Annotated in this window: 14 protein-coding genes; 3 read left to right on the forward strand and 11 right to left on the reverse strand. The window is 60.3% G+C overall.

The genetic code is table 11. The features are described from left to right. Positions 1–201: 201 nt before the first annotated feature. Entirely contained in the window at positions 202–960 is a 759-nt protein-coding gene (locus PseuLF5_RS25120; RefSeq protein ID WP_222833647.1) for a Nif3-like dinuclear metal center hexameric protein, read from the reverse strand. Between the two features lie 103 nt (positions 961–1,063). On the opposite strand from PseuLF5_RS25120, the gene algW reads away from it, so the two are divergent. The 3 genes from algW to PseuLF5_RS25135 all read left to right on the forward strand — a co-directional run bounded on the left by algW (position 1,064) and on the right by PseuLF5_RS25135 (position 5,158). Then, a complete protein-coding gene (gene algW / locus PseuLF5_RS25125) occupies positions 1,064–2,221 on the forward strand; it encodes a Do family serine endopeptidase AlgW (RefSeq protein ID WP_123464691.1) in 1,158 nt (385 codons plus the stop codon). A gap of 87 nt (positions 2,222–2,308) precedes the next feature. Further along, positions 2,309–4,426, forward strand: a complete 2,118-nt coding sequence (locus tag PseuLF5_RS25130) for a TonB-dependent siderophore receptor (protein WP_340134928.1) — start codon at positions 2,309–2,311, stop codon at positions 4,424–4,426. Positions 4,427–4,438: 12 nt separating this feature from the next. Continuing rightward, positions 4,439–5,158, forward strand: a complete 720-nt coding sequence (locus PseuLF5_RS25135; RefSeq protein WP_340134929.1) for a DUF4198 domain-containing protein — start codon at positions 4,439–4,441, stop codon at positions 5,156–5,158. Positions 5,159–5,611: 453 nt separating this feature from the next. On the opposite strand, the gene hisC is transcribed toward PseuLF5_RS25135, so the two are convergent. The 10 genes from hisC to PseuLF5_RS25185 all read right to left on the reverse strand — a co-directional run bounded on the left by hisC (position 5,612) and on the right by PseuLF5_RS25185 (position 13,566). Next, positions 5,612–6,664, reverse strand: a complete 1,053-nt coding sequence (gene hisC, locus PseuLF5_RS25140) for a histidinol-phosphate transaminase (protein ID WP_123464686.1) — start codon at positions 6,662–6,664, stop codon at positions 5,612–5,614. 2 nt (positions 6,665–6,666) lie between these two features. Further along, positions 6,667–8,004, reverse strand: coding sequence for a histidinol dehydrogenase (gene hisD, locus PseuLF5_RS25145; RefSeq protein ID WP_340134930.1), 1,338 nt, complete (start codon positions 8,002–8,004; stop codon positions 6,667–6,669). A 125-nt stretch (positions 8,005–8,129) separates the two neighbouring features. Then, positions 8,130–8,765 carry an ATP phosphoribosyltransferase gene (hisG, locus tag PseuLF5_RS25150; RefSeq protein WP_123464681.1) on the reverse strand — a complete coding sequence of 212 codons (636 nt, stop codon included), beginning with the start codon at positions 8,763–8,765 and terminating at the stop codon, positions 8,130–8,132. 126 nt (positions 8,766–8,891) lie between these two features. After that, on the reverse strand, positions 8,892–10,157 hold the full coding sequence (murA, locus tag PseuLF5_RS25155; protein ID WP_042608749.1) for a UDP-N-acetylglucosamine 1-carboxyvinyltransferase: 1,266 nt from the start codon (positions 10,155–10,157) through the stop codon (positions 8,892–8,894). A gap of 22 nt (positions 10,158–10,179) precedes the next feature. Further along, positions 10,180–10,419 carry a BolA family protein gene (locus PseuLF5_RS25160; RefSeq protein ID WP_123464679.1) on the reverse strand — a complete coding sequence of 80 codons (240 nt, stop codon included), beginning with the start codon at positions 10,417–10,419 and terminating at the stop codon, positions 10,180–10,182. Between the two features lie 115 nt (positions 10,420–10,534). Then, on the reverse strand, positions 10,535–10,840 hold the full coding sequence (locus tag PseuLF5_RS25165; RefSeq protein ID WP_064387999.1) for an STAS domain-containing protein: 306 nt from the start codon (positions 10,838–10,840) through the stop codon (positions 10,535–10,537). Next, positions 10,837–11,481, reverse strand: a complete 645-nt coding sequence (locus PseuLF5_RS25170; protein ID WP_123464677.1) for an MlaC/ttg2D family ABC transporter substrate-binding protein — start codon at positions 11,479–11,481, stop codon at positions 10,837–10,839. Before PseuLF5_RS25170 ends, PseuLF5_RS25165 begins: the two co-directional genes overlap by 4 nt. 11 nt (positions 11,482–11,492) lie before the next feature. Next, positions 11,493–11,960 carry an outer membrane lipid asymmetry maintenance protein MlaD gene (gene mlaD, locus PseuLF5_RS25175; RefSeq protein WP_007967220.1) on the reverse strand — a complete coding sequence of 156 codons (468 nt, stop codon included), beginning with the start codon at positions 11,958–11,960 and terminating at the stop codon, positions 11,493–11,495. After that, a complete protein-coding gene (gene mlaE / locus PseuLF5_RS25180; RefSeq protein WP_064119368.1) occupies positions 11,960–12,757 on the reverse strand; it encodes a lipid asymmetry maintenance ABC transporter permease subunit MlaE in 798 nt (265 codons plus the stop codon). Before mlaE ends, mlaD begins: the two co-directional genes overlap by 1 nt. Then, positions 12,757–13,566, reverse strand: a complete 810-nt coding sequence (locus PseuLF5_RS25185) for an ATP-binding cassette domain-containing protein (RefSeq protein WP_123464675.1) — start codon at positions 13,564–13,566, stop codon at positions 12,757–12,759. The genes mlaE and PseuLF5_RS25185 overlap by 1 nt, the downstream gene beginning before the upstream one ends. Positions 13,567–13,608: the final 42 nt, after the last annotated feature.

Here is a 13,608-nt window from a genome sequence, read left to right on the forward strand (position 1 = left end):
GGGAATCCTAGCACAGCGTCCTTCTTCTAATCAGGGCGCAAGCTAGAACGAAAGGGCATATGAATATGCCCACTCGTTTGGGCGCGCGCGCCCCTTTAGGAGCGAGCCTGCTCGCGATAGCGGTGTGTCAGTCAGCGCTATGTCGAAAGCGACAACGCTATCGCGAGCAGGCTCAGTCCTACAGGAGAAATGCGGAGTTCATCAGATCGGGTTGGGGCAGTCGATGAAGATGTGTTCGACGGCGAAGCGTTTCGCCAGATAGTCGCCCAAGGCCTGTACGCCGTAGCGTTCGGTGGCGTGATGACCGGCGGCGATAAAGCTGATGTCGTTCTCGCGGGCGCTGTGGAAGGTCTGCTCGGACGCTTCACCGCTCAGATACAGGTCAACACCTGCCGCGACCGCCTGATCGATATAGCCCTGCCCGCCGCCGGTGCACCAGCCGACCCGACGAATCATCGGGCTGCCTTCGATCAGCAGCGGTTCACGGCCCATGACGTCTTTTACCTTGCGGGCGAAATCACGCGGGGTCATGGGTTCGTTCAACGACCCGACCAGGCCGACAATCTTCAGGTTGTCCGGGTCCAGCGGCCCTTCGACGGTGATGTCCAGTTGCCGCGCCAGTTGCACGTTGTTGCCGACCTCCGGGTGCAGGTCCAGCGGCAAGTGGTAGGCGAGCAGACTGATGTCGTGCTTGAGCAAGGTCTTCAAGCGACGCTGCTTCATGCCGGTGATGCAGGGGTTCTCGCCCTTCCAGAAGTAACCGTGGTGCACCAGTATCAGATCGGCCTCGGCTTCGACGGCGGCATCGAGCAATGCCTGACTGGCGGTGACGCCGCTGACAATGCGCATCACCTGTGGCCGGCCTTCGACCTGCAGGCCGTTGGGGCAATAATCGGCAATTTTCGCACTGCCAAGGTAACGGTCGGCTTCTTCAACGAGGGTGCTGAGGGCAACGGCCATGAAAGACTCCTAAATATCCCGTTCAGAGGCGCGCGCGGCCTCGTATAATGCGCGACATTATGGGCGGTCTGACCCCGCCTGCAACTTTTCCAGGACGTGCTTAATGCTCAAGGCGCTGCGTTTTTTCGGCTGGCCGCTGTTGGCCGGTGTGCTTATCGCTCTGTTGATTATTCAACGTTACCCGCAGTGGGTCGGGCTCCCGAGCCTCGACGTCAACCTGCAACAGGCCCCGCAAACCACCAGCGTGCAGCAAGGGCCGGTGTCCTACGCCGATGCGGTGACCATCGCCGCGCCGTCGGTGGTCAACCTTTACACCACCAAAGTCATCAACAAACCCGCGCATCCGCTGTTTGAAGACCCACAGTTCCGGCGTTTCTTCGGTGACAACTCGCCCAAGCAGAAGCGCATGGAGTCGAGCCTCGGTTCCGGCGTGATCATGAGCCCGGAAGGCTACATTCTGACCAACAACCACGTCACCAGCGGCGCGGATCAGATTGTCGTGGCGCTCAAGGATGGTCGCGAGACATTGGCCCGGGTGATCGGCAGCGATCCGGAAACCGACCTCGCCGTGCTCAAGATTGATCTGAAAAACCTGCCGGCGATCACTATCGGTCGCTCCGACAACATTCGCATCGGTGACGTCGCGCTGGCCATCGGCAACCCGTTCGGCGTCGGCCAGACGGTGACGATGGGCATCATCAGCGCCACCGGGCGCAATCAGCTGGGCCTGAACAACTACGAAGACTTCATCCAGACCGACGCCGCGATCAACCCGGGCAACTCCGGCGGTGCGCTGGTGGATGCCAACGGCAACCTGACCGGCATCAACACGGCGATCTTCTCCAAGTCCGGCGGCTCGCAGGGCATCGGTTTTGCCATTCCGGTGAAACTGGCGATGGAAGTGATGAAGTCGATCATCGAGCACGGCCAGGTGATTCGTGGCTGGCTGGGGATTGAAGTGCAGCCGCTGACTCAGGAACTGGCCGAATCGTTTGGCCTGTCGGGACGCCCGGGGATTGTGGTCGCGGGGATTTTCCGCGATGGCCCGGCGCAGAAAGCTGGCCTGCAGTTGGGTGACGTGATTCTGAGCATTGATGGCGAACCGGCCGGAGATGGCCGCAAGTCAATGAACCAGGTCGCGCGGATCAAGCCGACCGACAAGGTGACCATCCAGGTCATGCGCAACGGCAAAGAGCTGAAGCTCACCGCTGAAATCGGCCTGCGCCCACCACCGGCACCGGCGCAGGAAAAAGAAGGGTAAGAGATTGTTCGCGCCAACGGCGCGAATAGCAGACATTCTCAACAGGCATGTTATATTGTTTCAATTGAACAATTGGAACAACATAACATGTCGTCTCGAAAAAGGGCCTCCCTGCTCCGTCTGACCCTGGGTCTACCCCTTGGCTTGCTGGGCGATCCGGTCTTCGCCGAAGAACCGCAACCGCTCGAACTCGACGCCATCAGCGTCACCTCCGACTACGAATCAGCCACCGACCCGGTCAAGGGCTATCGTGCCACGCGGTCGTCGAGCGCGACGAAAACCGACACCGCGATCCGCGACATTCCGCAAGCGATCAGCGTGATACCGGCCAGCGTGCTCAAGGATCTGGGCAGCAGCAGCGTCGAACGCGCACTGGATTTTGCCGGCGGCGTCTCGAAGCAAAACAACTTCGGCGGTCTGACGCTTTACGAATACAGCGTGCGCGGTTTCACCACTTCGGAGTTTTACAAGGACGGTTTCAGCGCCAACCGCGGTTATCCGAGCACGCCGGACGCCGCCAACATCGAGCGCATTGAAGTGCTCAAAGGCCCGGCTGCCAGCCTGTACGGCCGTGGCGATCCGGGCGGCACGGTGAACATCGTCACCAAGAAACCGCAGCCGCAAGCCTTCACGACGCTGCAAACCAGCGCTGGCAGTTGGGACCGTTATCGCAGCGCACTGGACGTCAACACCCCGCTCGATGAACAGGGTGACGTGCTGTCGCGGGTCAACCTCGCCGTCGAGGACAACCACAGCTTTCGCGATCACGTCGACAGCCAGCGCGTGTTTGTCGCCCCCTCGATCAGTTGGCAACTGAACCCCGACACGTCACTGCTGGTGGAAAGCGAAATCGTCCGTCACAGCTCCACCTTTGATCGCGGCATCGTGGCGCCGAACAACAAATGGAGCGGCGTCTCGCGCTCGACCTTCCTCGGCGAACCGAACGACGGCAACATCGCCAACCATAACAACCTGCTGCAGGCGACACTCGAGCATCACCTCGACGACCGCTGGAAACTGCGTCTGGCCAGCCATTACAAGGAAGGCAAGCTCTGGGGCGACGCGTCCGAAAGCCGACCGCTGAACGCCGATGGCCATACCGTCAACCGCCGTTATCGCGAACGCGACACCAACTGGCACGACAGCATCACCCAACTGGAACTGCGCGGACTGTTCGACCTCGGCCCCTGGCAGCACGAACTGCTGATCGGTACCGAGTATGAAAACTTCCGCAAGAACGAACGCGTCACCACCATCGCCGGCCGCCCGTACGCCATCGACATCTATAAACCGATCTACGGCCAGGCGAAACCCGACGGCGCGCGCTCAGGCAGCGACTTTTTCGAGCACGTCGAGAGCCAGGCGCTGAACCTGCAGGATCAAATTGTTTTCACCGACAAGCTGCGCGGGATGATCGGCGCGCGTTTTGAACATTTCGATCAACACATCAATGATCGCAGCCGCAATGCCACCAGCCACCAACGTCACGACACCCTCACCCAACGCGCCGGCCTGCTCTATCAAGTGACGCCGGATACCGGCCTGTTCGCCAACGCATCGACCTCGTTCAAACCAAACAATGGGCTCGACGCTTCCGGCAAATCATTCGATCCGGAAGAAGGTGTCGGTTATGAAATCGGCATCAAGAACGAGCTGTTCGACGAACGCCTGAGCAGCACCCTTGCCTTCTTCCACATCGACAAGGAAAACGTCCTCGCCCTCGACCCGGCTACCGACAGCAGCCGCGCGATGGGCAAGGCGCGCAGTCGCGGGTTCGATTGGCAGGTCACCGGGCAAGTGACCGACGCCGTGCGGGTAATTGGCGCCTTCGCCTACATTGATGCCGAAGTCACTCAGGGTGACGCGGTGATTCCCACCGGCAGCCGCATTCTCGGCGTGGCTAAACGCAGCGGCAGTCTGCTGGGTGTGTACGAGTTTCAGGACGGCCACCTGCGCGGCTCGGACGTCGGCGCGGCGTTCACCTACGTCGGCGACCGTTCCGGTGAAGCCGGCAGCGACTTCGAATTGCCGGCCTACCACACCGTCGACCTGCTGGCCCATTACAAGGCCAGCGACACCGTCACCGTCGGCCTGAACCTGAACAACCTCTTTGACGAAAAGTACTACGAGCGCGCCTACAGCAACTACTGGGTCAACCCCGGCGAACCGCGCAATTTCACTGTCAGCCTGACTCTCAACCTGTAAAAGGAAGTCCCCATGCAATACGGCAAAACCCTTGTGCTCATCGCCGCGCTGTTCGCCGGCCAGGTCTCGGCCCACGGCCTGTGGACGGAACAACGCCGTGGCAATATCGAAGTGATCTACGGCCATGGCGCCGAAGACAACGCGTTCAAGGCGCAGAAAATCAGCGGCGCCTGGGCCTATGACGCGGGCGGCAAGATGATCCCGGTCAGCGTCGAGCGCCTGGCGGACCATGCACGCTTGAAACCCTTGAAGTCGCCGGCGGTGATGGCCGTGGCGCTGAACAACGGGATGTGGTCGCAGACGGCTGACAAGAAGTGGATCAACGAAGGGCGCAGTAAAATACCAGGGGCGGTCGAGGCGACCGAGACGTTCAAATACAGCTTGGCGATTTACCAGCCGGGGGCAAAGTTGCCCAAGCTCGATCAAATCAGGTTGCTGATTTTGCCGGAGGTCGATCCGCTGACCGTTGGCCCGGGCAAATCATTGCCGGTGCGGGTATTGCTCGATGGCAAACCGGCAGCGGGCGTGAAGTTGATCGGTGATTATCGCAGTGCGCCGAACACGCTGAGCATCGAGACCGACAAAGACGGACGTGCGCAGGTGTTGGTGAGGAATGAAGGGTTGAATGTGATTGCGGCGCAGGTGGAAGTGCCGGTCAAGGACAGCGCTGAAGTGGACAGTCGTGGCCTGTTCAGTTCGCTGACGTTCCTTGGCGAACCGCATCACGAATAAAAGCCGACCCTCACCCCAACCCTCTCCCGGAGGGAGAGGGGGCCGACCGGGTTGTCTTGCGGGATACATCGACCTGAAAGATCAAGTCGATTAGGGATTCGGCACAGCACTTTCACGTCGGCGAAACTCTGCAATATCCCGCAATCAGTCCCCTCTCCCTTCGGGAAAGAGGGCCGACCGGGTTGTCTTGCGGGATACATCGACCTGAAAGATCAAGCCGATTATGGATTCGGTACAGCACTTTTACCTCGGCGAAACTCTGCAATATCCCGCAGTCAGTCCCCTCTCCCTTCGAGAAAGAGGGCCGACCGGGTTGTCTTGCGGGATACATCGACCTGAAAGATCAAGTCGATTAGGGATTCGGCACAGCACTTTCACGTCGGCGAAACTCTGCAATATCCCGCAATCAGTCCCCTCTCCCTTTGGGAGAGGGTCAGGGTGAGGGCTTTGCTTTTAGAGCTCGCCAAGCCCAACGATCAGCGCCTGGTTCTGCTCCGGCGTACCGATCGAAATCCGCAGGAACTGCGCAATCCGCTCCTGCTTGAAGTGCCGCACAATCACGCCCTGCTCACGCAACTTCGCTGCCAGACCCGCCGCATCATGCTGCGGGTGCCGCGCAAAAATGAAGTTGGCCGCCGACGGCAACACTTCAAAACCCTTGGCCTGCAATTGCGCGATCACCCACTCGCGGCTCTCGATCACCAGACGGCAAGTCTTGTCGAAATACTCGCGATCTTCGAACGCTGCTGCCGCACCGACAATCGCCAGGCGATCCAGCGGATAAGAGTTGAAGCTGTTCTTGATCCGCTCCAGCGCTTCGATCAGATCTGGATGCCCCACCGCCAGACCCACGCGCAGCCCGGCCAGCGAGCGCGACTTGGACAGCGTCTGCGTTACCAGCAGGTTCGGATAACGGTCAACCAGACTGATCGCCGTCTCGCCGCCGAAGTCGATGTACGCCTCATCCACGACCACCACCGAATCCGGGCTGGCCTTCAGAATCTGCTCGACCGCCTCCAGTGCCAGCAGGCAACCGGTCGGCGCGTTCGGGTTCGGGAAAATGATCCCGCCGTTCGGCTTGGCGTAGTCCGCCGGGTTGATCTGGAACTGCGCGTCCAGCGGCACGGCATCGAACTGGATGCCGTACAGACCGCAATACACCGGATAGAAGCTGTAGCTGATATCCGGGAACAGCAGTGGCTGCTCGTGTTGCAGCAGACCGTGGAAGATGTGCGCCAGCACTTCGTCCGAACCGTTGCCGAGGAACACCTGATTGCTCTGCACGCCGTAGTAGTTGGCGACGGCGGTTTTCAGCAGATCGCTGTTCGGGTCCGGGTACAGACGCAGGTTGTCGTTGAGTTCGGTCTGCATCGCCGCCAGGGCTTTTGGCGACGGGCCGTAGGGGTTTTCGTTGGTGTTGAGCTTGACCAGTCTGGTCAGCTTCGGCTGCTCGCCTGGCACGTAAGGCACCAGATCCTTGACGAACGGGCTCCAGAATTTACTCATGTTCATTCCCCTTGCCCTTGAAGAAAGTCTTGGTCTTTGATGCGGTATTCAGCGCTGCGTGCGTGCGCGCTCAGGGATTCGCCACGGGCCAGCACCGATGCGGTCTTGCCCAGCTCGGAAGCACCGGCTTCGGAGCAGAAGATGATCGACGAACGTTTCTGGAAGTCATACACACCCAGCGGCGAGGAGAAACGCGCGGTGCCGGAGGTCGGCAGCACGTGGTTCGGGCCGGCGCAATAGTCGCCCAGCGCCTCGGAGGTGTGACGGCCCATGAAGATCGCGCCGGCGTGACGGATCTGCGGCAGCCAGGCCTGCGGGTCGGCCACCGACAGCTCCAGGTGCTCCGGGGCGATGCGGTTGGCGACTTCGATGGCTTGCGCCATGTCACGCACGTGAATCAGCGCGCCGCGACCGTTGATCGAGGTTTCGATGATGGTCGCGCGGTCCATGGTCGGCAGCAGCTTGTCGATGCTCGCGGCCACCTTGTCGAGGAACCCGGCGTCGGGGCTGACCAGAATCGCCTGGGCGTCTTCGTCGTGTTCGGCCTGGGAGAACAGGTCCATGGCGATCCAGTCCGGATCGGTCTGGCCGTCGCACACCACGAGAATCTCGGACGGGCCGGCAATCATGTCGATACCAACCTGACCGAACACGTGGCGCTTGGCGGTGGCGACATAGATGTTGCCCGGGCCGACGACCTTGTCCACTTGCGGCACGCTTTCGGTGCCGTAAGCCAGCGCGGCAACCGCCTGCGCACCGCCGATGGTGAATACCCGGTCGACGCCGGCGATGCACGCCGCCGCCAGCACCAGCTCATTGATTTCACCGCGCGGGGTCGGCACGACCATGACCACTTCGTTCACGCCGGCGACCTTGGCCGGAATCGCGTTCATCAGCACCGACGACGGGTACGACGCCTTGCCGCCCGGCACGTAGAGGCCGGCACGATCCAGTGGCGTGACCTTCTGGCCCAGCACCGTACCGTCGGCTTCGGTGTAGCTCCAGGAGTCCTGTTTCTGTTTTTCGTGGTAGCTGCGCACGCGCGCTGCGGCTTTTTCCAGCGCTTCGCGTTGCGCCACGGTGATGCGGGTCAGGGCCAGCTCCAGGCGCTCGCGCGGCAGGATCAGGTCAGCCATCGAGGCGACTTCAAGGCCGTCGAATTTCTGGGTGAACTCGACCAGCGCCGCATCACCGCGCTCGCGCACAGCCTTGATGATGTCCAGCACGCGCTGATTGACCGAGTCGTCAGACACACTTTCCCAGCTCAGCAGATGATCCAGATGATGCGCGAAATCCGGGTCAGCAGCGTTGAGTCGGCGAATTGCAGTCGGTGCGGTCATAGCGAGAGCCTCATAGGAATGGCAAAAACTCAGGCGCCCTAACTTAGCAGTCGTTTCCGCTTGGGCACCTGAGATTCTGGCTATGAGGCGGATAGACGGGCGCGACTCAAGGTCGCGCAGGTACATCAGCCGCGGTGTCGCGATTCCACTGCCTTGCGCAGGGTATCGATCAACGCCTGGATCCGGGCGTGCTGCATCTTCATCGAAGCCTTGTTGACCACCAGGCGCGAGCTGATCGTGGCGATCAGTTCCTGAGGTTCCAGGCCGTTGGCGCGCAGGGTGTTGCCGGTATCGACCACGTCGATGATCTTGTCGGCCAGACCAATCAGCGGTGCCAGCTCCATCGAGCCGTAGAGCTTGATGATGTCGACCTGACGGCCCTGTTCGGCGTAGTAACGCTTGGCAACGTTGACGAACTTGGTCGCCACGCGCAGACGGCCTTTAGGCTCAGCTGCGCCAATCTTGCCGGCGGTCATCAGCTTGCACTGGGCAATCTGCAAGTCCAGTGGCTCGTAAAGGCCCTGGCCGCTGTATTCCATCAGCACGTCCTTGCCGGCCACGCCGAGGTCGGCCGCGCCATGCTCGACATAGGTCGGCACGTCAGTGGCGCGCACGATCAGCAGACGAACGTCGTCCTGGGTCGTGGGGATGATCAGCTTGCGGCTCTTGTCCGGATTCTCGGTCGGCACGATGCCCGCTTCGGCGAGAAGCGGCAGGGTGTCGTCAAGGATTCGGCCCTTGGACAGTGCGATGGTCAACATGGGAAACGTCAGTCCTTATCAAGGTACTCATGTCCGGTCGCAATCGGCGCCGGACACACATCGAGCCGGAAACCGGCTCGACTCAAAACGAACTCAGCGGACACGTCCCTGTGTCCCGATGCAGCATCAGCCCGGAACGCGACGGATCTTGGCGCCCAGCATCTGCAGTTTTTCTTCGATGCACTCGTAACCACGGTCGATGTGGTAGATGCGATCGATCAGGGTATCGCCTTCGGCCATCAGTGCCGAGATCACCAGACTGGCCGACGCCCGCAGGTCGGTCGCCATCACTGGCGCACCCTTGAGGATTTCGGTACCGGTGACGATGGCAGTGTTGCCTTCGACCTGGATCTTGGCGCCCATGCGGTGCAATTCGTACACGTGCATGAAACGGTTTTCGAAGATCGTCTCGATCACGGCACCGGTGCCTTCGGCAATGGCGTTGAGCGAGATGAACTGCGCCTGCATGTCGGTCGGGAACGCCGGGTACGGCGCGGTGCGCACGTTGACCGCTTTCGGGCGTTTGCCGTGCATGTTCAGCTCGATCCAGTCTTCACCGCAGGTGATTTCTGCACCGGCTTCACGGAGTTTTTCCAGAACGGCTTCGAGAATGGTCGGATCAGTGTCCTTGACCTTGACGCGGCCACCGGTGACCGCAGCGGCCACCAGGTAGGTGCCGGTTTCGATACGGTCAGGCATGACCTTGTAGAACGCCGAACCCAGGCGCTCGACGCCATCAATGGTGATGGTGTCGGTACCGGCGCCGGAAACCTTGGCGCCCATGGCGTTGAGGAAGTTCGCCAGGTCAACCACTTCAGGCTCGCGAGCGGCGTTCTGCAGCACGCTGCGGCCCTTGGCCAGAGCAGCGGCCATCATGATGTTTTCGGTACCGGTCACACTGACGGTATCGAAGAAGAAGTGTGCACCGCGCAGGCCGCCTTCCGGCGCCTTGGCCTTGATGTAGCCGCCTTCGACGTCGATGACCGCGCCCATGGCTTCGAGACCACGGATGTGCAGGTCGACCGGACGCGAACCGATGGCGCAACCGCCAGGCAGGGCGACTTCGGCTTCACCGAAACGGGCAACCATAGGGCCCAGCACGAGGATCGACGCACGCATGGTTTTCACCAGTTCGTACGGGGCGATCAGGGTCTTGATGGTGCGCGGGTCGATTTCGACGCTGAGTTTCTCGTCGATCACCGGCTCGATGCCCATGCGACCGAACAACTCGATCATGGTGGTGATGTCGTGCAGGTGCGGCAGGTTGCCAACGGTCACCGGGCCATCGCACAGCAGGGTGGCGGCCAGGATCGGCAGGGCAGAGTTCTTTGCCCCGGAAATGCGGATCTCGCCATCAAGACGAGCGCCACCGGTAATAATCAATTTATCCATAAGAATCTCGACGCCCTAGGGCTCAGGTGCGCTCGGCCCAGGCCGCGCGGCTGAAAAATTTCATAGTGACCGCGTGGATGCTGCCATCGGCGATCCATGGGTTCAAATGGGCATAGATGCTTTGCTGACGCTTGACCGGGCTCAACGCCGCCAGTTCATCGCTAATCACGTTCAGCTGAAAGTTGCACCCTTCGCCTTCAACTTCTACCAGCGTTCCTGGCAGCTTCCCTTCAAGGAAGCTCTTCACTTCTACGGCCTGCATGCTCAACCTCAATCGGCGCCCTGTGCGCACGGGTCGGACATCATACAAAAAAGCCCCGCGCCTGCGAACCCCGCATGGCAGGACTCTGACGGGGGGCTATTTTACTGATGCGGGTTCAGGGGTGCGCCAACAACTCGGTCAATTCACTGACCTGAGCGATTTCACGCATGTCTTCGGGCATCGCGCGAATGCTGACGGCCTTGCCGGCCGCCTGGGCATCACGCATGAAGCACAGCAGCAACGACAAGCCGACGCTGCTGGACTTCTTTACCGCCGAGCAGTCGATCACCAGCGACGACGCCTTGCTGGATTTGATCAGCGCCTGGCCTTCCTTTCGCAAGTCCGGCCCGGTGCGATAATCCAGCACTCCGCTGAGCAATAGCTCGTCGACATCACTCATACGAACTGCCGCCTCACTCATTGCGCTGGTTTCTTTTCGGTGGCTTCCTTGGCCTTGGCCACTTCACCGGCCCAACCATTGATGGTCTTGTCCAGATCGTTGCCATTGCGCTGCATCGCATCCGCGAACTGGTCACGGAACAGCTTGCCGATGTTGATGCCATTGATGATCACGTTACGCAGCTTCCACTCGCCGCTGATCTTCTCGAGCGTGTACTGCACAGGATAGATCGCGCCATTGCTGCCCTTGACGGTCATGCCGACGCTGGTGCGATCGCCCGACTCATCCTTGGCAGGATCAACCGTGATGCCCTGATTGTTGTACTCCAGCAAAGCGTTGCCGTAGAACTGGAACAGGCCTCTCTTGAAGTTTTCCTGGAAGGTCTTCATCTGCGCGGGCGTGGCCTTGCGCGAATACTTGACCGTCATGATGCTTTTGGAAATGCCTTCGGCATCCACCACCGGACCGACGATGGTATTCAACGCCGTGTAGAAATCCTGCGGATCCTGCTTGTACTTCTCTTTGTTCGCTGCCAGGTCGGCAAGCATCCGGTTAGTAGTGTCCTGAACCAGATCGTGCGCGGATTGCCCGGGCGCAGCGTTAGCCATCAGAGGCAAGGCCGCGAGCAACACCAACAGGCCACGTCGCAAGGTAGAGATCATTCAAAAGCTCCTCATTTGGCATCTTTGCTAACGGTATTGAGCAGGAATTTACCGATCAGGTCTTCCAGTACCAGTGACGACTGCGTGTCGTGGATGGTTCCACCATCCTTCAGACGGGTGTCCTCCCCGCCTACGCTGATACCGATGTACTTCTCGCCCAGCAGACCAGCGGTCAGGATAGACGCTGTGGAGTCAGTCGGCAGGTTGTCGACCTTTTTATCCACTTGCAGCGTGACCCGACCGGTGAAGCTGTCACGATCCAGATCGATCGCCGTGACCTTGCCGATGGTTACGCCGGCCATGGTCACTTTGGCTCTGACCGTCAAACCGGCGATATTGTCGAAATAGGCATAAAGTTTATACGTGTCGGTGGTCGAAGTCGGAGACAGGCCACTGACCCGCAGAGCAAGCAGCAACAAAGCCAGGATCCCTGCCAGCAGGAACAGGCCGACACCGATTTCCAGGGTGCGGTTTTGCATCAGAAATCTCCAAACATCAAAGCGGTCAGAATAAAGTCCAGGCCGAGCACTGCCAGCGAGGCAAATACCACGGTCTTGGTGGTGGCGCGACTGATGCCCTCGGAAGTGGGCTCACAGTCATAGCCTTGGAATACGGCAATCCAGGTCACGACGAAGGCGAACACGATACTTTTGATGACGCCGTTGAGCACATCGCTGGTGAAGTTCACGCTGTTCTGCATGTTCGCCCAATAAGAGCCTTCATACACACCCAGCCAGTCGACAGCTACCCACGAACCACCCCAGATACCCACCACGCTGAAAATCATGGCCAGCACCGGCAGGGAAATGAAACCGGCCCACAGCCGCGGGGCAATGATGTACTTGAGCGGGTCGACACCGATCATTTCCAGGCTGGAAAGCTGTTCGGTGGATTTCATGTTGCCGATTTCGGCGGTCAGCGCCGAGCCGGCACGCCCGGCGAACAACAGCGCGGTCACCACCGGCCCCAGTTCACGCAGCAGGGTCAACGCAACCATCTGCCCCACGGCCTGCTCCGAACCGTAGCTCGACAGAATGCTGAAGCCTTGCAGCGCCAGGACCATGCCGATGAAAATCCCGGAGACCACGATGATCACCAGCGACATGACGCCAACCGAATGCAGCTGCTTGACCAGCAGGCCGAAACCGCCGCTGATGCCGCCACGGCCGAGCAAGGCGTGAAACAGGAACAGCGTGGCACGCCCGAACACCGCAACGGCGTCGATTGCCGACTCGCCGAACCGGCGTACGCGCTCTATTAATGAAATTCTGCGCATCAGCGCTTCCCCAGAAGATCTGCGCGGAAATCCGTCGCTGGAAAATGGTACGGCACCGGGCCATCGGGATTACCGGTCATGAACTGGCGGATACGCGGTTCATCCGAGTTCATCAATTCATCCGGCGTGCCCTGCCCCAGCACCTGACCATCACCCACTACATAGATGTAGTCGGCGATGCTGGCGGTTTCGGCCAGGTCGTGGGAAACCACGATACTGGTGATCCCCAGGGCATCGTTGAGCAGACGGATCAGGCGCACCAGCACGCCCATGGCGATCGGGTCCTGACCGACGAACGGTTCGTCATACATGAGGATCTGCGGGTCGAGGGCAATGGCCCGGGCCAGCGCCACACGACGCTTCATGCCTCCGGACAACTCGTCGGGCATCAGATCGATGGCGCCGCGCAGACCCACCGCCTGCAACTTGAGCAAAACGATGTCGCGGATCATTTCATCCGGCAGATCGGTATGAACGCGCAGGGGAAACGCGACGTTCTCGAAGACATCGAGATCGGTAAACAGCGCGCCGCTCTGAAACAGCACGCCCATGTGCTTGCGCGCATCGAACAGATCGCTGCGCGACAGCGCCGGCAGGTTCTGACCGTTGACCCAGACTTCGCCGCTGCCGGGACGCAACTGTGCGCCCATCAACCGCAGCAGCGTGGTCTTGCCACACCCGGAAGGTCCCATGATGCCGGTGACCTTGCCGCGCGGGATGCGAATATCGACGTTATTGAAAATGCTGCGCGCACCGCGCTTGAAGGAGACTCCCTTCAGCTCGACCGCGTAAGCGTTATCGGCACTCATCTAAACTCCTTGCGATGCAGCCTCTCACTCGGACGCCTGGCT

Source organism: Pseudomonas sp. LF-5 (assembly GCF_037626295.1).
In the GTDB taxonomy this organism is placed as follows: Bacteria; Pseudomonadota; Gammaproteobacteria; order Pseudomonadales; family Pseudomonadaceae; genus Aquipseudomonas; species Aquipseudomonas monsensis.

Excerpts from the sequence above, each read along its gene's own strand:
- PseuLF5_RS25120 (WP_222833647.1), bottom strand. The coding sequence starts at position 960 with ATGGCCGTTGCCCTCAGCACCCTCGTTGAAGAAGCCGACCGTTACCTT.
- algW (WP_123464691.1), top strand. The coding sequence starts at position 1,064 with ATGCTCAAGGCGCTGCGTTTTTTCGGCTGGCCGCTGTTGGCCGGTGTG.
- PseuLF5_RS25130 (WP_340134928.1), top strand. The coding sequence starts at position 2,309 with ATGTCGTCTCGAAAAAGGGCCTCCCTGCTCCGTCTGACCCTGGGTCTA.
- PseuLF5_RS25135 (WP_340134929.1), top strand. The coding sequence starts at position 4,439 with ATGCAATACGGCAAAACCCTTGTGCTCATCGCCGCGCTGTTCGCCGGC.
- hisC (WP_123464686.1), bottom strand. The coding sequence starts at position 6,664 with ATGAGTAAATTCTGGAGCCCGTTCGTCAAGGATCTGGTGCCTTACGTG.
- hisD (WP_340134930.1), bottom strand. The coding sequence starts at position 8,004 with ATGACCGCACCGACTGCAATTCGCCGACTCAACGCTGCTGACCCGGAT.
- hisG (WP_123464681.1), bottom strand. The coding sequence starts at position 8,765 with ATGTTGACCATCGCACTGTCCAAGGGCCGAATCCTTGACGACACCCTG.
- murA (WP_042608749.1), bottom strand. The coding sequence starts at position 10,157 with ATGGATAAATTGATTATTACCGGTGGCGCTCGTCTTGATGGCGAGATC.
- PseuLF5_RS25160 (WP_123464679.1), bottom strand. The coding sequence starts at position 10,419 with ATGCAGGCCGTAGAAGTGAAGAGCTTCCTTGAAGGGAAGCTGCCAGGA.
- PseuLF5_RS25165 (WP_064387999.1), bottom strand. The coding sequence starts at position 10,840 with ATGAGTGAGGCGGCAGTTCGTATGAGTGATGTCGACGAGCTATTGCTC.
- PseuLF5_RS25170 (WP_123464677.1), bottom strand. The coding sequence starts at position 11,481 with ATGATCTCTACCTTGCGACGTGGCCTGTTGGTGTTGCTCGCGGCCTTG.
- mlaD (WP_007967220.1), bottom strand. The coding sequence starts at position 11,960 with ATGCAAAACCGCACCCTGGAAATCGGTGTCGGCCTGTTCCTGCTGGCA.
- mlaE (WP_064119368.1), bottom strand. The coding sequence starts at position 12,757 with ATGCGCAGAATTTCATTAATAGAGCGCGTACGCCGGTTCGGCGAGTCG.
- PseuLF5_RS25185 (WP_123464675.1), bottom strand. The coding sequence starts at position 13,566 with ATGAGTGCCGATAACGCTTACGCGGTCGAGCTGAAGGGAGTCTCCTTC.